The 21336-nt window shown below is 66.4% G+C and carries 15 protein-coding genes; 13 read left to right on the forward strand and 2 right to left on the reverse strand.

Going from position 1 to position 21336, the window contains the following annotated elements; genetic code table 11:
- Positions 1-23: 23 nt before the first annotated feature.
- The 6 genes from AC1DOQ_RS09440 (at position 24) to ahpF (ending at position 8713) form a co-directional block, all read left to right on the forward strand.
- Positions 24-3485 (forward strand): response regulator, encoded by a 3462-nt coding sequence (locus AC1DOQ_RS09440; RefSeq protein WP_477362484.1) that lies wholly within the window; start codon positions 24-26, stop codon positions 3483-3485.
- Between the two features lie 20 nt (positions 3486-3505).
- Positions 3506-4297: a CheR family methyltransferase gene (locus AC1DOQ_RS09445; RefSeq protein WP_477362542.1), complete on the forward strand. Its 792-nt coding sequence runs from the start codon at positions 3506-3508 to the stop codon at positions 4295-4297.
- On the forward strand, positions 4297-4905 hold the full coding sequence (locus AC1DOQ_RS09450; RefSeq protein WP_477362486.1) for a chemotaxis protein CheB: 609 nt from the start codon (positions 4297-4299) through the stop codon (positions 4903-4905). The genes AC1DOQ_RS09445 and AC1DOQ_RS09450 overlap by 1 nt, the downstream gene beginning before the upstream one ends.
- Complete coding sequence (locus tag AC1DOQ_RS09455) at positions 4902-6116, forward strand: hybrid sensor histidine kinase/response regulator (protein WP_477362488.1); 1215 nt, start codon at positions 4902-4904, stop codon at positions 6114-6116. Before AC1DOQ_RS09450 ends, AC1DOQ_RS09455 begins: the two co-directional genes overlap by 4 nt.
- Before the next feature lie 144 nt (positions 6117-6260).
- On the forward strand, positions 6261-6824 hold the full coding sequence (ahpC, locus tag AC1DOQ_RS09460) for an alkyl hydroperoxide reductase subunit C (protein WP_230025919.1): 564 nt from the start codon (positions 6261-6263) through the stop codon (positions 6822-6824).
- Positions 6825-7129: 305 nt separating this feature from the next.
- Entirely contained in the window at positions 7130-8713 is a 1584-nt protein-coding gene (gene ahpF, locus AC1DOQ_RS09465) for an alkyl hydroperoxide reductase subunit F (protein WP_477362490.1), read from the forward strand.
- 42 nt (positions 8714-8755) lie between these two features.
- Here the strand turns inward: ahpF and AC1DOQ_RS09470 are convergent, their stop codons facing one another.
- Positions 8756-10672, reverse strand: coding sequence for a PAS domain-containing hybrid sensor histidine kinase/response regulator (locus AC1DOQ_RS09470; protein WP_477362492.1), 1917 nt, complete (start codon positions 10670-10672; stop codon positions 8756-8758).
- Between the two features lie 123 nt (positions 10673-10795).
- Between AC1DOQ_RS09470 and AC1DOQ_RS09475 the strand changes: the two genes are divergently transcribed.
- The 7 genes from AC1DOQ_RS09475 to AC1DOQ_RS09505 all read left to right on the forward strand — a co-directional run bounded on the left by AC1DOQ_RS09475 (position 10796) and on the right by AC1DOQ_RS09505 (position 20345).
- Positions 10796-11128: a DUF805 domain-containing protein gene (locus AC1DOQ_RS09475; protein ID WP_477362494.1), complete on the forward strand. Its 333-nt coding sequence runs from the start codon at positions 10796-10798 to the stop codon at positions 11126-11128.
- Between the two features lie 445 nt (positions 11129-11573).
- Positions 11574-13289 (forward strand): RecQ family ATP-dependent DNA helicase, encoded by a 1716-nt coding sequence (locus tag AC1DOQ_RS09480; protein ID WP_477362496.1) that lies wholly within the window; start codon positions 11574-11576, stop codon positions 13287-13289.
- Between the two features lie 21 nt (positions 13290-13310).
- Positions 13311-14378, forward strand: a complete 1068-nt coding sequence (locus AC1DOQ_RS09485; RefSeq protein WP_477362498.1) for a ligase-associated DNA damage response exonuclease — start codon at positions 13311-13313, stop codon at positions 14376-14378.
- Positions 14371-16002, forward strand: coding sequence for an ATP-dependent DNA ligase (locus AC1DOQ_RS09490; RefSeq protein WP_477362500.1), 1632 nt, complete (start codon positions 14371-14373; stop codon positions 16000-16002). The genes AC1DOQ_RS09485 and AC1DOQ_RS09490 overlap by 8 nt, the downstream gene beginning before the upstream one ends.
- On the forward strand, positions 15999-18494 hold the full coding sequence (locus AC1DOQ_RS09495) for a ligase-associated DNA damage response DEXH box helicase (RefSeq protein WP_477362502.1): 2496 nt from the start codon (positions 15999-16001) through the stop codon (positions 18492-18494). Before AC1DOQ_RS09490 ends, AC1DOQ_RS09495 begins: the two co-directional genes overlap by 4 nt.
- A complete protein-coding gene (pdeM, locus tag AC1DOQ_RS09500; RefSeq protein ID WP_477362504.1) occupies positions 18491-19159 on the forward strand; it encodes a ligase-associated DNA damage response endonuclease PdeM in 669 nt (222 codons plus the stop codon). The genes AC1DOQ_RS09495 and pdeM overlap by 4 nt, the downstream gene beginning before the upstream one ends.
- A 67-nt stretch (positions 19160-19226) precedes the next feature.
- Entirely contained in the window at positions 19227-20345 is a 1119-nt protein-coding gene (locus AC1DOQ_RS09505) for a glycine zipper 2TM domain-containing protein (protein WP_477362506.1), read from the forward strand.
- 71 nt (positions 20346-20416) lie between these two features.
- On the opposite strand, the gene AC1DOQ_RS09510 is transcribed toward AC1DOQ_RS09505, so the two are convergent.
- Positions 20417-21211, reverse strand: coding sequence for a Crp/Fnr family transcriptional regulator (locus tag AC1DOQ_RS09510; RefSeq protein WP_477362544.1), 795 nt, complete (start codon positions 21209-21211; stop codon positions 20417-20419).
- Positions 21212-21336 lie beyond the last annotated feature (125 nt).

Consider the following 21336-nt stretch of genomic DNA (forward strand, 5'->3'; position numbering starts at 1 on the left):
TTCCTAAGAGTACACATATAAGCATGACCGGATCGAGTATCGATAGCAGCCAGTTCCGCCGCATCCTGTCCCGCAATGTCGCCATGCCGTTGGGCATGGGGGTGTTGAGCGCGCTGGTCTTCGTCGGCATCATTGCTTACCTCATCAATGTGCTCACCTGGGTGGAGCACTCCGAGCGCGTGATCGGCAAGGCCAACGAGGTCAGCCGCATGTCGGCCGACATGGAATCGGGTATGCGCGGCTACCTGCTGTCCGGCGACGACGACTTCATGGCCCCCTACCTGCAGGCCAAGCCGAGGATCGACGCCGAGCTGACCACGCTGGCCGGCATGGTGGAGGACAATCCCAACCAGATCGAACGGGTCCGGCGCATCCGTTCCGCGCAGCAGGAATGGCAGCGGTATGCCGAGGACGTCATCGCCCGCCGCGGCAAGAACGACGACGTGATCGCGCTGGTCAAGAGCGGCCGCGGCAAGCTGCTGACCGACGAGGTGCGTGCCCAGTTCGGCGCCTTCATCACCAACGAGGAACGCATACTGCAGGAACGCAACAGCTCCTCGCGCAGCGTGATCGGCTGGTCGGTCGGCGCCTTCCTGCTGTTCAGCCTGATCGTGGCCGGCCTGCTGGCGCTGTTCGGCCGCCGCGAACTGATGGGCCTGTCACACTCGTATGGCGAGATCCTGTCGCACGAGGCCGAGCACAACGCCCAGCTGCGTCACCAGGATTGGCTGCGAACCGGCCAGGCCGAGCTGGCCACCAGGAGCGCCAACCTGCACGAGCTGGAGCCCCTGGCCGCGGCCGTGCTGGATTACGTGACGCCTTACCTGGGCGGCGTGGTGGCCGCGATGTACGCGCGTGGCGAAGACGGCACCCTGACCCGCATCGGCGCCTACGGTTTCGCCCACCAGGAGGGGCACGCCAAGGTGATCCACGCCAAGGAATCGCTGGCCGCCCAGGCCGCCAACGAGAAGCGCATCCTGACCCTGCGCGAGCTGCCGCCCGACTATATCAAGGTCGGTTCCGGACTGGGCGAGACCGCGCCGCGCGAACTGCTGATCGCGCCGATCTCGAACCACGGCAAGATCAAGGGCGTGATCGAAATCGGCTTCCTGCACCCCGTGCGCGAGCGCGATACCGAGTTCATGGAGCTGATCGGCCCGGCCGTCGGCGCCTCGGTCGCGTCCGTCGTCTACCGCCACCGCCTGCAGCTGGCGCTGGAAGAGCAGCAGGCCATGAACGAGGAATTGCAGGTGCAGCAGGAAGAGCTGCGCACCGCCAACGAGGAGCTGGAAGAGCAGTCGCGCGCGCTCGAGGAATCGCAGACGGCGCTGGAAAACCAGCAGGCCGAGCTGGAGCAGACCAACGAGCAGCTGGCCGAGCAGGCCGCCAACCTCGACCTCAAGAACACGGCCCTGACCACGGTCCAGGAACAGCTGCGCGATCGCGCCCTGGAACTGGAGCGCGCCAGCCGCTATAAATCCGAGTTCCTGGCGAATATGTCGCACGAACTGAGGACGCCGCTCAACAGCTCCCTGATCCTGGCCAAGCTGCTGGCGGACAATGCCGGCGGCAACCTGAACGAGGAACAGGTGCGCTTTGCCCAGACCATCTATTCGGCCGGCAACGACCTGCTGAACCTGATCAACGACATCCTCGACATCTCCAAGGTCGAGGCCGGCAAGCTCGAACTGGTGCCGGAAGAACTGCCGCTGCGCCGCGTGATCGAAGGCCTGGCGCGCACCTTCGAGCCGCTGGCCCACCAGAAGAACCTGGAGTTCTCGCTCACCGTCGAGCCGAGCGTGCCGGTGGCCATCCACACCGACCGCCAGCGCCTCGAGCAGATCCTGAAGAACCTGCTGTCGAACGCGGTCAAGTTCACCGACGCCGGCCGCGTCAGCCTGACGGTCAGCGCGAATGCCGACGGCTGGGTGCAGTTCGAGGTGCAGGATTCCGGCATCGGCATCGCGCCCGAGCAGCAGGAAAAGATCTTCGACGCCTTCCACCAGGCCGACGGCTCGACCGCGCGCAAGTATGGCGGTACCGGCCTGGGCCTGTCGATCTCGCGCGACCTCACCAGCCTGCTGGGCGGCACGCTCACGGTCGCCAGCACGATGGGCGAGGGCAGTACCTTCACCCTGAGCCTGCCGCGCAACGGCGCCGTCGCCGCCACCCCGCCGGCGCCCCAGCTGGTGCATGCGGCCAAGCCGGTGCGCGCGCCGGCGCCGGCCGTGGCAGAAGCCGAGCCCGCCGTCCCGGCCGCGCCGCGCTTCGATGACGACCGCGCCGAAGCGCCGTCCGGCCGCCGCACCGCGCTGGTGATCGAGGACGAGCCGGAATTCGCGCGCATCCTCTACGGCCTGGCCCACGACATGGACTTCCGCTGCCTGGTCGCGCTGACCGCGGAGGAGGGCCTGGAACTGGCGGCCGGCGAGAACCCGGACGCCATCCTGCTCGACATGCGCCTGCCGGACCGCTCCGGCCTGTCGGTGCTGCAGCAGCTGAAGGACAATCCGGCCACCCGCCACATCCCCGTGCACGTGGTCTCGAGCATGGAGAACGGCGGCGAAGCCCTGCACCTGGGCGCGATCGGCTACGCCCTGAAGCCGACCACACGCGAACAGCTGGAAGACGTGTTCCGCAAGCTGAAGGACAAGTCTTCGCAGCAGGTCAAGCGGGTGCTGCTGGTCGAGGACGACGAGCGCCAGCGCGACAGCGTGGTCCGGCTGATCGCCGATAACGACGTCGAGATCGCCGCCGTCGGTTCCGGCGAGGAAGCACTGAACCTGTTGCGCACGCAGATTTTCGACTGCATGATCATCGATTTGAAGCTGCCCGATATGCAGGGCAACGAGTTGCTGCAACGCATGTCGCTGGAAGAGCTATGCTCCTTCCCGCCGGTCATCGTGTACACCGGACGCAACCTGACCCGCGAGGAGGAGGCGGAGCTGCTGAAATACTCGCGCTCGATTATCATCAAGGGAGCACGTTCGCCGGAACGCCTGCTCGACGAGGTGACGCTGTTCCTGCACAAGGTGGAGTCGCAGCTGTCGTCCGAGCGCCAGACCATGCTCAAGAGCGTGCGCGGGCGCGACCGGGTGTTCGAAGGCCGGACCATCCTGCTGGTGGACGACGACGTGCGTAACGTGTTCGCATTGACCAGCGCGCTGGAGCAGCGCGGTGCGCATGTGGAGGTGGGCCGTAATGGCTTCGAAGCCATTGCCAAGCTCGACGAAGTGGACTCTATCGACCTGGTGCTGATGGATGTCATGATGCCGGGTATGGACGGTCTGGAAGCGACGCGCAGGATCCGCCAGGACGCCCGCTTCACGCGCCTGCCGATCATCGCGATCACGGCCAAGGCGATGAAGGATGACCAGGAACAATGCCTGGCGGCCGGCGCCAATGACTACCTCGCCAAGCCGATCGACCTGACGCGGCTGTACTCGCTGCTGCGCGTGTGGATGCCTACCCTGGAGCGGATTTGAGTATCGACATCGAACTGCGGATGCTGGTCGAAGCTGTCTATCTCAAGTACAACTACGACTTCCGCGACTATACGGGCGCTTCGCAAAAGCGCCGCGTGCTGGCCGCCATGCGCGCCATGGACTGCGAGACCGTGTCCGCGCTGCAGGCCAGGGTGATGCACGAGCCGAGCGCCTTTGCCCGGCTGTTGCAATTCCTGACCATTCCGGTCACGGAAATGTTCCGCGATCCCGAGTACTACCTGGCGCTGCGCCAGCAGGTCGTGCCGCACCTGGAGACCTATCCCTCGCTGAAGATCTGGGTGGCCGGCTGCAGCACTGGCGAAGAGGTGTATTCGCTGGCCATCCTGCTGAAGGAAGAGGGCTTGCTGGAGCGCAGCCTGATCTACGCCACCGACATCAATCCGGAATCGCTGGAAGCGGCGCGGCGCGGCGTGATGCCGCTCGATCGCATGCGCCTGTACACCGAGAATTACCAGAAGGCAGGCGGCACCCGGGCCTTCTCGGACTATTACACCGCCGCTTATGGCGGCGCGCTGTTCGAGCGTTCGCTGGTGGAGAACGTCACCTTCGCCGACCACAGCCTGGCCACCGACAGCGTGTTCGCCGAGACCCATTTCATCAGCTGCCGCAACGTGATGATCTACTTTAACCGGCGCCTGCAGAACCGGGTGCTGGGCCTGTTCCACGAATCGCTGGTGCACCGCGGCTTCCTCGGCCTGGGCAGCAAGGAGAGCATCGACTTCTCCAGCTACGCCCAGCGCTTCGAACCGCTGGCCAGGCGCGAACGGGTATTCCGCAAGGTGGGGGCGTAATGGACAGCGCCGACCTGCACGCCGCGCTCGCCGGCCGCCGCATCGAAGCGGTGGTGATCGGCGCCTCGGCCGGCGGCGTCGAGGCGCTCGGCACGCTGTTGCCGGCGCTGCCGGCCGGCTACCGCCTGCCGGTGGTGTGCATCCTGCACCTGCCGGCCGACCGCGAGAGCCGGCTGCCCGAGCTGTTCGGCGAACGCCTGCCGCTGCCGGTCAGGGAAGCCGCCGACAAGCAGCCGATCGAGCCCGGCACCGTCTACTTTGCCGGTGCGGGCTACCACCTGTCGGTGGAACGGGATTTCACGTTCTCGCTGAGCTGCGAACCGCCCGTGCATTTCGCGCGCCCGGCCATCGACGTGCTGATGGAATCGTGCGCCGACGCCTATGGCCCGGGCCTGGTGGGCATCCTGCTCACCGGCGCCAACCACGACGGCGCCGCCGGCATGGCCGCCATCCATGCCAGCGGCGGCCTGACCGTCGTGCAAGACCCCGATGACGCCCAGGTGGCCACCATGCCGCAAAGCGCCATCGACCGTTTTTCTCCGCACCTGATCCTGCCGCTGGCCCGCATCGGGGCGTTGCTGCCCATGTTGGAGACCGAATTGCCATGAGCGCACAAGACCCAAGCAAATTGCTGATCGTCGACGATCTGCCGGAAAACCTGCGGGCCCTGGACGCCCTGATCCGCGACGACAAGCGCCAGGTGTTCCAGGCATCGTCCGGCGAGGAAGCCTTGACCCTGATGCTCGAGCACGAATTCGCACTCGCCATCCTCGACGTGCAGATGCCGGGCATGGACGGCTTCGAGCTGGCCGAACTGATGCGCGGCACCGAACGTACCCGTAACATCCCGATCGTGTTCGTCTCGGCCGCCGGCCGCGAACTGAACTATGCCTTCAAGGGCTACGAGCAGGGCGCCGTCGACTTTCTCTACAAGCCGCTCGATCCGGACGCGGTGCGCAGCAAGGTCAACGTCTTCGTCACCCTCGACCAGCAGCGCCGCGAGATGCGCCGCCAGATGGAGGCGCTGGAACGCGGCCGGCGCGAACAGGAAACCCTGTTGCGCGAGCTGAACAAGACCCAGGAAGAGCTGCAGCGCTCGCTGCGCATGCGCGACGACTTCATGTCGCTGGTCGCCCACGAGCTGCGCACCCCGCTCAACACCCTGTTCCTGGAAACCCAGATGCGCAGCCTGCAGCTCAAGCGCGGCAACGTGCCGGCCTTCGATCCCGGGCAGATGGCGGACATGATCAAGCGCGACGAACGCCAGATCAAGGCCATGATCCGCCTGATCGACGACATGCTGGACGTCTCGCGCATGAAGAGCGGCACGCTGTCGATCCGGCCGGGCAAGGTCGAACTGATGGGCTTGCTGGAGCGGGTGGTCAACGACCTGTCCCTGCAGGCGGCGGCGGCGAACACGACCCTGCAACTGTGCGTGCATGCGCCCGTGGAAGGCTGGTGGGACGAGTTCCGCATCGAACAGGTGATCGTCAACCTGCTGACCAATGCGCTGCGCTACGGCGGCGGCGGCACGGTCGAGGTCGACGTACAGGAAGTCGGCTGCCATGTGCGCATCGACGTGCGCGACCACGGCAAGGGCATCGCCCCCGACTACATCGACCGCATCTTCGAACCCTACGAGCGCGGCGCCAGGAGCGGCGAACCGAAGGGCCTCGGCCTGGGCCTCTACATCTCGCGCCAGCTGGCCACGTCGCACGGCGGCGAACTGACCGTGCAGAGTACGCCGGGGCAGGGGGCGACCTTCAGCTTGCTGTTGCCTTGTACCGAGGCGGCGGTGCCGGCGGTGGCTTCAGCCTGACTCTCCTGGCATGGGCACCCCGTGCCCACGCAAGTCGATAGCTAAAATCAATTGATGAAATCCGTTCAATTAATTTCACATTCACCGGCGTGCGCGGTATAGTGCGTACCTAACGTTTTTTTTAACCCCGAAAGAGGAGCTTTCATGTCCATCATCAACACCGAAATCAAACCGTTCAAGGCAACCGCTTTCCACGACGGCAAGTTCGTCGACCTGACCGAAGCCGATTTCAAGGGCACCTGGTCGGTCCTGATGTTCTACCCGGCTGACTTCACCTTCGTCTGCCCGACCGAACTGGAAGACCTGGCTGCTTTCCAGCCGGAATTCGCGAAGATGGGCGTCAAAGTCTACGGCGTGTCGACCGACAGCCACTTTGCCCACAAGGCATGGCACGACACCTCGGATGCGATCAAGAAAGTGAACTACCCGCTGATCGGCGACCCGACCGGCACCCTGTCGCGTAACTTCGAAGTCATGATCGAAGAAGAAGGCATGGCGCTGCGCGGCACCTTCGTCATCAATCCGGAAGGCCAGATCAAGGTCATGGAAGTGCACGACAACGGCATCGGCCGCGACGCATCGGAACTGATGCGCAAGGTCAAGGCTGCCCAGTACGTCGCCGCCCACCCGGGCGAAGTCTGCCCGGCCAAGTGGACCGAAGGCGCCGAAACCCTGAAGCCGTCGCTGGACCTGGTCGGCAAGATCTAAGACTGGCACGGCGCTATCGGAACGTGGGCACGGGGTGCCCACCCTACGGTAGCGCCAACGTAGGGTGGGCTCGCCGAGCCCACACGCAGCACCAGCAGCAAAAGGCGCCGTCCGCGAGGGGCGGCCGGCGCCACCCCTCCCCGGAGGCAGTCCATGACGATGGACCTGCCACGCAGCACTGACAGGCGATCCAACTAGTCGATCTGCCGGTCCAGATTCACTATTTAGATTACCGGATGCGCCCGCATGTGAGTTCATATGTGTCCGCCATCGGCCTGAACACGACTGAAGAAAAGGAAATGACCATGAGCGTTCTCGACAATGACCTGAAAACCCAGCTCGGCGCCTACCTGCAACGCGTGCAGCAACCCTTCGAACTGGTCGCTTCGCTCGACGACAGCGAGACCTCGAAGCAGATGCTCGACCTGCTGCAGACCATCCAGGGCCTGCGTGCCGACAAGATCACCCTGCGCCTCGACGGCAACGACGCCCGCAAGCCGTCCTTCAGCCTGCAGCGCCTGGGTTCCGACACGAGCCTGCGCTTCGCCGGCCTGCCGCTGGGCCACGAGTTCACCTCGCTGGTGCTGGCCCTGCTGTGGACCGGCGGCCATCCGCCGAAGGTCGAGCAGGATGTCATCGACGCGATCAAGGCGCTGGACGGCGAGTACGACTTTGAAATGTACATGTCCCTGAGCTGCCATAACTGCCCGGACGTGGTGCAGGCCCTGTCCCTGATGGCGATCCTGAACCCGCGGATCAAGACCACCGTCATCGAAGGCGGCGCCTTCCAGAAGGAAGTCGAGGCGCGCCAGGTGATGGCGGTGCCGATGGTCTTCCTGAACAATGAGATGTTCGGTTCCGGCCGCATGATGATCGAAGAGATCGTCGCCAAGCTGGACAAGGGCGCCGGCGAACGCGACGCCGCCAAGCTGAATGCGAAAGAGCCGTATGACGTGCTGATCGTCGGCGGTGGCCCGGCCGGCTCGGCAGCCGCCGTGTACGCGGCCCGCAAAGGCATCCGCACCGGCATCGCCACCGGCCGCATGGGTGGCCAGGTGAACGACACGATGTCGATCGAGAATTACATCTCGGTGCTGGAAACCGACGGTCCAAAATTTTCAAGCGCGCTTGAAGCCCAGGTACGCCACTACGGCGTCGACATCATGACCCAGCAGGAAGCCGCGCAGCTGATCGCGCCGTCCGCGCCGGGCGAGCTGGTCGAGGTGCGCTTCGCCAACGGCGGTTCGCTGAAGTCGAGCACCGTGATCCTGTCGACCGGTGCGCGCTGGAGGAATGTCAACGTGCCGGGCGAGGAGCAGTACAAGAACGCCGGCGTGAACTACTGCCCGCACTGCGACGGCCCGCTGTACAAAGGCAAGCGCGTGGCCGTGATCGGCGGCGGCAACTCGGGCGTCGAAGCGGCGATCGACCTGGCCGGCATCGTCCAGCACGTGACCCTGATCGAGTTCGCGAACCAGCTGAAAGCGGACGCGGTGCTGGTCAACAAGTTGAACAGCCTGCCGAACGTGACCGTGCACGTGAACGCCCAGACCACCGAGATCCTCGGGGACGGCAAGAAGGTCAACGGCATCAGCTTCAAGGATCGCGTGTCGGGCGAAGACCGGCACGTGGAACTGGAAGGCGTGTTCGTGCAGATCGGCCTGGTGCCGAACACCGAATGGCTGAAGGGCAGCGTGGAACTGTCGCGCTTCGGCGAGATCGTGGTCGACGCCCACGGCCGCACCAATATCCCGGGTGTGTTTGCCGGCGGCGACGCCACCACCACGCCGTTCAAGCAGATCGTGATCGCGGCCGGCGACGGCGCCAAGTGCGCGCTGTCCGCTTTCGACTACCTGATCCGGATGCCGGTGGCGGTCGAAGCCGCGTAAACGGTAGCCGCGGCGGTATCGGCAGCGGTATCGGCAGCGGTATCAGGCAGGCACGCGGTCGAGGATCGCGTGCAGCTTGTCGAGGTCGAGCGGCTTGACCAGGTGATGGTCGAAGCCGGCGTCCCTGGTCCGGGCGCGGTCGCTCTCCTGGCCGTAGCCCGTCACCGCCACCAGCACCGCGTGCGCGGTTTCCGGCATGGCCCGCAGGCGGCGCGCCAGTTCGGCGCCGTCCATGTCGGGCAGGCCGATGTCGAGCAGGCAGACCTGGGGCGCGGTTTCACGCGCCCGCGCCAGCGCCCGGTGCGGACAGTGCTCGACCATCACCTCATGGCCGGAGGCTTCCAGCAGCATCGCCAAGGTATCCGCCGCGTCCTCGTTGTCGTCGACCACCAGGATGCGCAGCGCTCCGGTATTGGGTGCCGCCTCGCCGCCCGCCGGTCCCGGCGCCGCCGTGTGCCGTTCGGACAGGCGCGGCAGCGTCACCATGAAGCGGCTGCCCTTGCCGAGTCCCGGGCTCTCGCAGGCCACCGTCCCGCCGTGCAGCTCGACCAGGCTCCTGACCAGCGCCAGTCCCAGTCCCAGCCCGCCGGAGGCGCGGTCGGCGCTGCGTTCGGCCTGGGCGAACAGCTCGAAGGCGCGCGCCACTACTTCCGGCGCCATGCCGATGCCGTTGTCGCTCACCGCGATGCGCACCTGGCCGGCATCCGCCTCCACCTCGAGCCGCAAGCGGCCGCCTTCCTGGGTGTACTTGGCGGCGTTGTTGAGGATGTTCGCCAGCACCTGCACCAGGCGCTTCTTGTCACCGCATACGAGCACCTGCGCCGGCGGCAGCTGGACCTGCAGGTCCTGGTGCCGCGCCTGCACCAGCGGCGTCACCTGCTCGACCGCCTCGGCGGCAACCTGGCCGACGTCCAGCACCGCTTCCTCCAGTTCGACCAGGCCGCGCGTGACCCGCGAGACATCCAGCAGGTCGTCGATCAGTTCCGTCATGTGCCGCACCTGGCGGCCGATGATCTGGCTGGTGGTGCGCACCAGCGACTCGCTCGGCTGGGCGCGCTGCAGCAGGTCGGCCGCGGCGCCGATCGGCGCCAGCGGGTTGCGCAGTTCGTGCGCCAGCATCGCCAGGAATTCGTCCTTGCGGCGGTCCAGTTCCCTCAGCTTCTGTTCCGCCATCTTGCGCTCGGTGATGTCGCTGGCGGCGCCGATCCATTCCTCGATCTCGCCATCCGCACCGAACATCGGCACTGCGCGCGACAGCGTCCAGCCATGGCTGCCGTCGACCCGGCGCACGCGGTGCTCCAGTTCGAAGACGCGCTTGTTGCGGATCGCATCCTCGATCTCCGCGTGCACCAGCGGCTGGTCTTCCGGCGGAATGTAGTCGTCGAGCCAGAGGCGGCGCGGATCGGGGGTGTCCTTGATGAAGCCGCGGCCGTCGAGCTGTCGCAGCTCGCTCCAGTCGGGGCTCATGCGGTAGATGACGTCGGCCGAGGCGTGGGTGAGCGCCCGGAACCGGGCTTCGCTCTCGCGGATCGCCGCGGCCGCATGCACCCTTTCGGTGACGTCCGAGGTGGTATGCGAGATGCATAAAATGTGGCCGTCGCCGTCGAAGATCGGCGTGCTGACGGCATCCCAGAAGCGCTCCTCGAAGGCCACTTCGCCATTCGGCAGCAGCACGCGGATCGGATAGCGCTGCGCGGGCAGGGTGTCCGGCTTGCCGGTGGCGACCACCCGCGCCAGCGAATTCCGGAGTGCCGATTCGCCGGTATCGGTCGGATCGTCGGGGTTGCGGGGGAAGACTTCGAACAGGCTGACGCCGAGCATCTCCTCGCGCCTGCGCCCCGAGGCTTTCAGGAAGGCGTCGTTCACCGCGAGCACGGTCGCTTCCGGCGTCGGCGACAACAGGTAATTGCCGGTCGGGGAATGCCTGAAGACGGCTTCGAGAAGGGACGTGGAGAGCATGTGCTTGGTCGTTATGCCGGGTTTGTCCGTCATTGTAAAAGAAGCGCGTACCGGGACGGTGCGCGTTTAACATTGGGGCGCCGGCGGCCATCGTGGCTGCCTTGCCCGCCAACCGGAGATCCCATGACGTTTTTCGAATCGATCCAGACCTGCTTCCGCAAATACGCCACCTTCGAAGGAACGGCGTCGCGTTCGGAATACTGGTGGTTTTTCCTTTTCCTGTGCCTGGCAGCGGGCGTCTGCGGCGTATTCAGCGACAAGCTGCAAGTGATATTCAATCTCCTGACCCTGCTGCCTTCACTTGCAGCCGGCGCCCGGCGTTTGCATGACACCGACCGCAGCGGCTGGTGGCAGTTGCTGTTCTTCGTTCCGCTGGTTGGCTGGATCGTGCTGATCGTGTTCTGGGTGCAGGAGTCGCGTCCGAATCGCTACGATTCGGCGACGGTGTATGCTTGACTAGGCTGGTGGAGCAGGGACGTGGGAAAGCGCGCCGACCCGTGAGGACTCAGGGTAGCGTCGCCTGGAAACTGCAGATGCGGTAAAACTGCGGGGTCTGCAGCATCGCTCAGTGGAAGAACATGGGTGCCATGCCGCTCAGGGCATCGGTTTCCACCACCAGCCAGGTGGCGATGCTGATCAGTCCGACGTGGAGCGCGGTCCAGGTGGCGGGGAAGATGCGGATCATGATGAACCTCCAGGGCTATGCAGGTTGAGGGAGAATATGCTTCCATCATAGGTCGGCTGCTGCCTAGCAACTATCGGCGGGCAATCCGCCGAGTTGTAGGAAAACACCTTGTCGCTCTGTCTGAGCTTGCGCGAGCAGCTCTGGTGGCCCTCCTACGGTGACTGTAGGTTGCGTCCTATACCGGTCCAGTTCGGCCCATTCTAAAGTTGGGCCATCATGACCCGACACGAACCCAAACTCCTGCACAAAGGCCTGCTTGCGGTACGCCGCAACACCATCCGCCGGCTCCTGCATACCGTCTTCGGTATCGAACAGCTGCGCGACGGCCAGCAACGCGTGATCGACAGCGTCCTCGACGGCAAGGACACGCTGGCGATCATGCCTACCGGCAGCGGAAAATCGCTGTGCTACCAGATCCCCGCCCGCATCCTCGAAGGGATGACCATCGTCGTTTCCCCGCTCATCTCCCTGATGAAGGACCAGCTCGAAAAGCTGGACCAGATGGGCATCCGCGCCGTGCAGGTCAACAGCAGCCTGTCCGCCGAGGAAGAGCGCGAGGCGCTGGCCGCGATCGGCGAGAACCGCTGCGAGATCGTGTTCTGCACGCCCGAACGGCTGGTGATGGCGGAATTCGTGGAGACACTGAAGCAGGTGAAGATCGCCCTGGTGGTGATCGACGAAGCCCACTGCATCTCGCAATGGGGGCATGACTTCCGTCCGGCCTACCTCGAGATGGCCGGCGCGATCGACGCCCTGGACCGGCCGCCGGTGCTGGCCCTGACCGCCACCGCCACCGAGGACGTGGTCGAGGACATCGGCCGCCAGCTCGGCCGCCCGCGCATGAAGGTCATCAATACCGGCATCTACCGTCCGAACCTGCACTACCGTGTAATCCAGGTTACCAATCCTCAGGAAAAGCTGGAGGAAGCGCAGCGCCTGGTCCACGAAACCGAAGGCAAGGGCATCGTGTACGCCGCTACCGTCAAGTGCGCCGAAGAGATGTACCAGTTGCTGCAGGAGCAGGGCGAGTCGGTCACGATCTACCACGGCAAACTACCGTCCGCCGAGCGCAAGGCCAACCAGGACCTGTTCATGGACGACGAACGGCGCGTGATGGTGGCCACCAACGCCTTCGGCATGGGCATCGACAAGCCGGACACCCGCTTCGTCATCCACCTGCAGATTCCCGCCAACCTGGAAGCCTATTACCAGGAATCCGGACGCGCCGGGCGCGACGGCCAGGATGCCGAATGCACGCTGCTGTTCCTGCAGGACGACAAGCGGGTGCAGCAGTTCTTCCTGGTGAAGCACTACCCGAGCGCGGACGAGATCCGCGCCGTCTACGAAGCCGTGCGCGAACTGGCGGGCAAGGAGACCGCGACCCCGGAGCGCGTCGACGACGTCGCCGGCGAACTGGCAGGGCCGCACCTGAAGGTCTGCCTCAAGCTGCTGAAGGACGCGAAGCTGCTGCGCCAGTCGCGCAAGCTGGCCTATAACGTGACCGCCCAGGCGCCGAAGGAGAGCCTGTTCGCCGCCATGGCCGAGGTCTACCGCCAGAAGCAGGAGCGCGACCGCTGCGCCCTGGAGCAGATGGTCGGCTATGCCGTCAGCGGTTTCTGCCGCTGGAAGCTGCTGCTGGATTACTTCGGCGACGAGGTCGAAGGCTTCGAGAAGTGCTGCCGCTGCGATAACTGCCTGAACCCGCCGGCGGCCGTGCTCACGGAAGAGATCGAGATCCGTGACGACGAATTCGACCGCGAACCGGAGCCGGCGCCCGACCCCTCGACCGTCTTCGAAGCCGGCCTGCGCGTGAAGGTGCCGAAGTACGGCGAGGGCGTGGTGCTGGCCGCGGCCGGGGAGCAGGTGACGATCGAATTCCCTGACGGCGAACAGCGTTCCTTCGTGAAGGACTTCGTGGAGCGCCTAGGATGAGAAGTGCGATGAGGAGAGTGCATGGGTGACATGGTCGTCGTAAGGAAGGAGGGCCTGTACTGCGTACCAGGCGATTTCTACATCGACCCCTGGCGGCCGGTGGACCGGGCGGTCATCACCCATGCCCACGGCGACCACGCGCGCTGGGGGCACAAGCACTACCTGGCATCCAGCCAGAGCGTGAACATCCTGAAGTCGCGCCTGGGCGCCGACATCGATATCGACGGCCTGGCCTACGGCGAGCGCATCGTGCACAAGGGCGTGACGGTCTCGCTGCACCCGGCCGGCCACGTGCTGGGTTCCGCCCAGGTGCGGATGGAACACGAGGGCGAAATCTGGGTCGCGTCCGGCGACTACAAGGTCGAACCCGACAAGACCTGCGCGCCTTTCGAGGCCGTGCGCTGCCATACCTTCATCACCGAATCCACCTTCGGCCTGCCGATCTACCGCTGGGACCCGCAGCAGGAAGTCTTCGACGAGATCAACCGCTGGTGGCGCCGCAACGCCGAGGAAGGCCGCACCAGCGTGCTGTACGCCTATGCGTTCGGCAAGGCCCAGCGCGTGCTGTCCGGCCTGGATACCTCGATCGGGCCGATCGTCTGCCATGGCGCGGTCGAACCGCTGAACCGCGTCTACCGCGAGGGCGGCGTCGAACTGCCGCAGACCCAACTGGTCAGCGAGACCGGCAAGGAGGAGATGAAGCGCGCCCTGGTGCTGGCGCCGCCTTCCGCCGCCGGCTCGACCTGGACCCGGCGCTTCGGGGATTACAGCGACGCGTTTGCCAGCGGCTGGATGCTGCTGCGCGGGGCGCGCCGCCGGCGCGGCGTCGACCGCGGCTTCGTGCTGTCCGACCATGCCGACTGGCCCGGCCTGCTCGGCGCCATCGAAGCCACCGGCGCCCGGCAGGTCGTGGTCACCCACGGCTCGATTCCGGTGATGGTGCGCTGGCTGTGCCAGATCGGCCTGGATGCGAAGGCCTTCGATACCGAGTTCGGCGACGATGAGGCGACTGACGTCGCGTTATCGAACGACGAAGCCACCGGCTCGGCCGCGCCGGAGGAGGGCGGGAAGGAGGTGAAGGATGCGTGAATTCGCCCGCCTCTACGCCGACCTCGACGAGACCACCGCCACCAACCGCAAGCTCGAGGCCCTGCAGAACTACTTCGAGCACGCCGCGCCCGAGAACGCCGCCTGGGCGGTCTACTTCCTGGCCGGCGGCAAGCCGCGGCAGGCGGTGCCGACCAAGGTGCTGCGCGAGGCGGCCATCGCCTACGCCGGCCTGGACGAGTGGCTGTTCGAGGAATGCCACGCGGCGGTCGGCGACATGGCCGAGACCATCGCCCACATCCTGCCGGCGCCGAAGCGCCACAGCGACGTCGGCCTGGCGGTGTGGATGGAAGAGCGCATCGGACCGCTGCGCGGCGCCGACCCCGGCTTCATCCGCGAGAAGCTGTTCGAGTACTGGGACGAGCTGACCTGGCGCGAGCGCTTCCTGTTCGTCAAATTGATCGGCGGCGGCTTCCGGGTCGGCGTGTCGAAGCTGCTGGTGACGCGCGCGCTGGCCGCCATCGCCGCGGTCGACGCCAAGCTGATCGCCCAGCGCCTGATGGGCTGGACCGACGGCCGCGTGCGCCCGACCGCGGCCGGCTTCCTGCAGCTGATCGCGGCCCAGTCCGAGGACGAGCACAAGCTGCGCGGCGGCCAGCCCTATCCATTTTTCCTGGCCCACCAGCTGCAGGGCGAGCCCGGCGAACTGGGCGAGATGGCCGATTGGCAGGTCGAGTGGAAGTACGACGGCATCCGCGCCCAGCTGGTACGGCGCGGTGGCCAGAACTACCTGTGGTCGCGCGGCGAGGACCTGATCACCGAGCGCTTCCCGGAGCTGGCCGCATTGAGCCTGCCGGAAGGGACGGTGGTCGACGGCGAAGTCTTGATCTGGCTTGATGCCGACGCGCCGGCGCCGTTTGCCGACCTGCAGAAGCGCATCGGCCGCAAGACCTTGAGCAGCAAGCTGCTGGCCGAGCTGCCGGCGGTGCTGCTGGCCTACGATCTGCTGGAACTGGACGGCGTCGACCTGCGCAGCCTGCCCCAGCACGAGCGGCGCGCACTGCTGGAGACCCTGGTAACCGGCGTCGCCAAGCCGCAGCTGCGCATCTCGCCGCTGGTGACGGCCGATACCTGGGACGACCTGGCCGGCCTGCGCGAAGAGTCTCGCGCGCGCGGCGTCGAAGGCATGATGTTGAAGGCGAGGCAAGCCCGGTATGGCGTTGGCCGCACCAAGGATGTCGGCACCTGGTGGAAGTGGAAGATCGATCCCTACGCCGTCGACGCCGTGCTGATCTACGCCCAGCCGGGCAGCGGCCGCCGTGCCTCCCTGTACACCGACTACACCTTCGCCGTGTGGGACGGGGAGGGCGAGCAGCGCCGGCTGGTGCCGTTCGCGAAAGCGTATTCCGGCCTGACCGATGCCGAGATCCGCCAGGTCGACGCCACCATCCGCCGCACCACGGTCGAGAAATTCGGGCCGGTGCGTTCCGTGAAGCCGACCATGGTGTTCGAGCTGGGCTTCGAAGGCATCGCGCTGTCGCCGCGCCACAAGGCGGGCATCGCGGTGCGCTTCCCGCGCATCCTGCGCCGCCGCGATGACAAGGCGGTGGAGGAGGCGGACACCCTCGACACGCTCAAAGGGCTGCTGCTGGCAGCGTCGCCATGAGCAAGTCGCAAGCCGAGCAGGCCATCGATGCCTGGTTCGCGGCGCGTGGCTGGAAAGTCTTTCCCTTCCAGCGCGCCGTATGGAAGGCCGCGCTGGCCGGCCAGTCCGGCCTGCTGCATGCGAACACGGGCGCCGGCAAGACCTATGCGGTCTGGTTCGCCGCGATGCTGAGGGGCGCAAACCGCTCGCGCCGCGACCGCACCGGCCTGCGCGTTTTGTGGATCACGCCGATGCGTGCGCTGGCCGCCGATACCCAGCGCTCGCTCGAAGTCTCGGCCGCGGAACTCGGCGCCGCGAGTCCGGATGCCATCGGCGTATGGACCCTGGGCGCGCGCACCGGCGACACCGGCTCCGCCGAGCGCGCGCGCCAATCGAAAAGCCTGCCGGGCGCGCTGATCACGACGCCGGAATCGCTGTCGCTGCTGCTTTCGCACGCGGCCGCGCGCGATCAGTTCAAGCATCTCGACATGATCATCATCGACGAGTGGCACGAACTGATGGGCAGCAAGCGCGGGGTGCAGGTGCAGCTGGCGCTGGCGAGATTACGGCGCTGGAATCCGGAACTGGTCGTGTGGGGCCTGTCGGCGACCATGGGCAATCTGCAGGAGGCGCGCCATGTGTTGCTTGGCACCGAGTCCGATGAAGCAAAGGGCGTGCTGGTCGAAGGGGACCTGAAGAAGCAGATCGTGGTCGACTGCCTGATCCCGGAAAACGTCTCGCGCTTTCCCTGGGGCGGCCACCTGGGCCTGCAGATGCTGCAGCCGGTGATCGACGAGATCGAGAAGCACGAGGCCACGCTGGTCTTCACCAACACGCGCTCGCAGTCCGAGGTGTGGTACCAGAACCTGATCGAGGCCCGCCCGGACTGGGCCGGCCTGGTGGCCCTGCACCACGGCTCGCTCGACCGCGAGGTCAGGGAGTGGGTCGAGGGCGGCCTGAAACGCGGCGAGCTGAAGGCCGTGGTCTGCACCGCCAGCCTGGACCTCGGCGTGGACTTCCTGCCGGTCGAGCGCGTGCTGCAGGTCGGCAGCGCCAAGGGCATCGCGCGCCTGCTGCAGCGGGCCGGGCGCAGCGGCCACGCGCCGGGGCGGATCTCGCGCGTGACCCTGGTGCCGACCAACAGCCTGGAATTATTGGAAGCGGCCGGCGCCAGGCGCGCGGTGGAGAGCCGCCGCATCGAGGCGAGGCTGGTGCCGAACAAGCCCTTCGACGTGCTGGTGCAGCACCTGGTGACGGTGGCGCTGGGCGGCGGTTTCCGCTCCGACGAGCTGTACGAGGAAGTGACGAGCGCCTGGTCCTACCGCAAGCTCACGAAGGAAGAATGGCAGTGGGCGCTGGACTTCGTCGCGCATGGCGGCGCCAGCCTGTCCGTGTATCCCGAGTACCGGCGCGTGCTGCCGGACGAGGAGGGCGTCTACCGGGTGCCGGACGCCGCCATCGGCCGCCGCCACCGGATGAGTATCGGCACCATCGTCTCGGATGCGCAGATGCAGGTGAAGTACATGAGCGGCGGACGGATCGGCAGCGTCGAGGAATCCTTCATCGGGCGCCTGAAGCCGGGCGACCACTTCCTGTTCAGCGGCCGCATCCTGGAACTGGTGCGGGTGCACGAGATGACGGCCTACGTGAAGCGCAGCACCAGCACCAAGGGCGCGATCAGCCGCTGGAACGGCACCAAGATGCCGCTCAGTTCCGAGCTGGCCCATGCCGCGCTGGAAGAGCTGCGCCTGGCGGCCGAGGGCAGGTACGAGGGGCCGGAGATGCGCGCCCTGCGGCCGCTGCTGGAGATCCAGGAACGCTGGTCGGCCCTGCCCAGCAGCGACGTGCTGGTGGTCGAGAGCATGAAGAGCAGGGAAGGTTATCACCTGTTCGTCTATCCCTTCGCCGGGCGCTCGGTGCACACCGGCCTGGCCTCGCTGCTGGCCTTCCGCGTGGGGCGCATCCTGCCCTCGACCTTTTCGGTGGCCGTCAACGACTACGGCTTCGAGCTGCTGGCGCCGGAGCCGGTCGACTGGGCCCGCATGTTCGCCGGCGAGACCGGCCTTGATGTCGCCCTGTTCGATACCTCCCGCCTGCTGGAGGACGTGCTCGACAGCCTGAACGCGACCCAGCTGTCGCAGCAGCGCTTCCGCGAGGTGGCGCGCATCGCCGGGCTGGTATTCCAGGGCTATCCGGGCCAGCACAAGTCGATGCGCCAGGTGCAGGCATCGTCGTCGCTGTTCTTCGAAGTCTTCCGCAAGCACGACAGCGGCAACCTGCTGCTGACCCAGGCCGAGCGCGAGGTGCTGGAGCAGGAACTGGAGCTGACCCGGCTGCGCGACACCCTGCTCGAACTGCATGCGCGCCGCCTGGCCTGGCGCGAGGTCAAGCGCGCCACGCCCTTTGGCTTTCCGCTGATGGTCGAACGCTTCCGCGAAAAGGTCTCGACCGAGAAGCTGTCCGACCGCGTGGCGCGCATGGTGCGGGAACTGGAAAAGGCGGCCGCGGCATGAGCGCGACGCAGATGGCGGGCGCGCTGGCGCTCGAGTTGAAAGGAGAGCAGCTGGTCCTGCTGCCGCAGAAGGCCGCGTTCTGGCCGCGCGAGCGCATGCTGGTCATCGCCGACATCCACTTCGGCAAGGCGGCGACCTTCCGCTCGCTCGGTATCCCGGTGCCGAAAGGGACGACCAGCGAGAACCTGCAGGCCCTCGACGAGCTGGTCGAACTGACCGGCGCCCGGCACGTGCTTTTCCTCGGCGACTTCCTGCATGCGCGCGCGGCCCATGCGGCCAGTACCCAGGCGGCGATGCTGGCCTGGCGCCGGCGGCGTTGCGAGCTGGTGCTGACCCTGGTGCGCGGTAACCACGACAGGCATGCCGGCGATCCGGCCGCCCAGCTCGGCATCGACCTGGTCGACGAGCCATATACCGTCGGGCCGTTCTCCTTTTGCCACCATCCCGACATCGATGCGCCCGGCTATGTGCTGGCCGGCCACGTGCATCCGGTGTATGTGCTGGCGACGCGCTTCGATGCCCTGCGCCTGCCCTGTTTTATCGCCGGGCCGCATCGCATGATTCTTCCTTCCTTTGGTGCATTTACTGGTGGACATGCGATGCGCCTGGCGCCGGATGAGCGTGTCTGGGTCAGCTCAGGCGAGGCCGTGCACAGCGTTCGTTAGCGCACCGAGCCACGGCCGCGTGCGGCGTAAGCTGGCCATATTGATAATTCGCGCGCTGGAGGACATCATGGCAACAACCCGACAGACACTGGCCGCGGCAGTGGTTGCCGCGCTCCCTCTCTTCACGGCAGCTGTACCGGTTCCGGTGCAGGCCCAGGACCATCCGCGGGCCCGCGCGATGGAGCCGCGCATCGAAGGCTTCAACGTCAACGAGCTGCGCCGCATCGAGCCGGGCGCCGAGCTGAACTTCGAGGTCTACGGCACGCCGGGCGGCAGCGCCACCGTGCGCATCGACGGCGCCACCCGCAACCTGAACCTGACCGAAACCCGCCCCGGCACCTACCAGGGCACCTATACGATCGGCGTGCACGACCGTATCCGTCCGGACAGCTCGATCACCGCCAACCTACGCGTGAACGGCATGGTCAGGACCCAGGCGCTGGCGGCGACCATCGTGCGCGTGCCGGACCGCGTATCTCCCGGCGACCGCGAGATGGCGGCGGCCCCGGTGGTCCGCACCTTCGACGTGCGCGGCAGCGACGACCTCGGCCCCGGCAACGAGCTGAAGTTCACCGTGGTCGGCACGCCGGGCTCCAAGGTCGAGGTCCAGATCGCCGGCACGAAGGGCATCTTCACCCTGCCCGAAGTGCGTCCGGGCGAGTACGCCGGCCTGTACACGATCCGCCGCGGCGACAATATCGCACCGGACGCGTCCGTGACGGCGACCATCCGGGCTAACGGACGCTATTCGACCGCGACCCTGGGCCAGCCGCTGCTGGCAGGCGGGCGCATCCGCGACGACCGCATGGACGACCGCCGCGAGGATCGCCGTTCCGGCGACAGCCAGCGCGTGGCGCGCTATTGCACCAACTGCGCGACGGTGGAATCGGTGAACGTGATCCAGGGCGAAGCCGGCGCGGCCGGAACCCTGGGCGGCGCCGCGGTCGGCGGCCTGCTGGGCAACCAGGTCGGCAGCGGCAGCGGACGCACGGCGGCGACGGTGGCCGGCGCGGTCGGCGGCGCCATCGCCGGACGTGCGGTCGAGCGCAATGCCCGCGCCCCGCGCTACGAGGTGGTGGTGCGTTACGAAAACGGTGCGACCCAGTCGATTCGCTACGATAACGACCCGGGCTTCCGCGCCGGCGAGCAGGTGCGGGTGACGGATGGCGTGCTGACGCGGGATTGATCGCGCTCAGGCCAGAAATGACAAAGCCGGCTCCGCATGAGCCGGCTTTTTTTCGGCGGGACTTCCGGGCTTCAGACCGCGGCCAGCACCTGGCCGTCGCCCGAGGATTCGGCGTCCGCCTTGTGCTTGGCATTCTGCTTGGCGCGCGAGCGCGAGGGCGGCAGGCGGCGCAGGGTCTTGAGCGCTTCCGGATCCTTGATGCCGATGGTGCGCTGGTCCACGGTGATCAGGCCGATCTCGTTGAAGGCCGACAGCGTACGGCTGACGGTTTCGAGGGTGAGGCCGAGATAGCTGCCGATTTCGTGGCGCGTCATGCGCAGGTTGAACAGTTTGCTCGAATAGCCCATCGCGGCAAAGCGCTCGGCCAGCGAGATCAGGAAGCGGGCCACCCGCGCTTCCGCCGACAGCGCGCCGAGCATGCCGATCATGGCCTGTTCGCGCACCAGTTCGCGGCTCATCACCCCATACATCAGGTTCTCGAGCTCGGCGTGCACCCTCCCCAGGGCCGTGAGCTTTTTGAACGGGACGAGGATCAGGTCGCAGTCCGACAGGGCGACCGCTTCCGACGCGTAATGGCGCGTGTGGATGCCGTCGACACCGAGCATGTCGCCCTTCATGGGGAAGCTCAGCACCTGTTCGTTGCCGAATTCGTCGATCAGCACCGTTTTCAGGAAGCCGGAATTGACGATGTACAGGGTGTCGAAGGCCTGGCCGATCGTGTGCACACGCTGGCCGGTCTTGAACTGTACGTGCTGGAACAGGAGTTCCTCCGTGTTCATCGATACGGCGGCCGGGATATGGAGCAGGTCGCAGACCTCTTTCAGGTTGGACCACAGGCGACCCTGGCGCTGGCGCCCGGCCTCCATCTGTGACGAGTGCAGGGTCGATGGGGAGGGGTTGCGTTGTTCTGACATTGGCTGGGACTGCATACTCATCTCCAGGTTTGTGAAAACACTGTTTCAGGCGGCTCAATGCGGAGAATGGACCGCAA

It is taken from the genome of Massilia sp. 01N417, assembly GCF_056399645.1.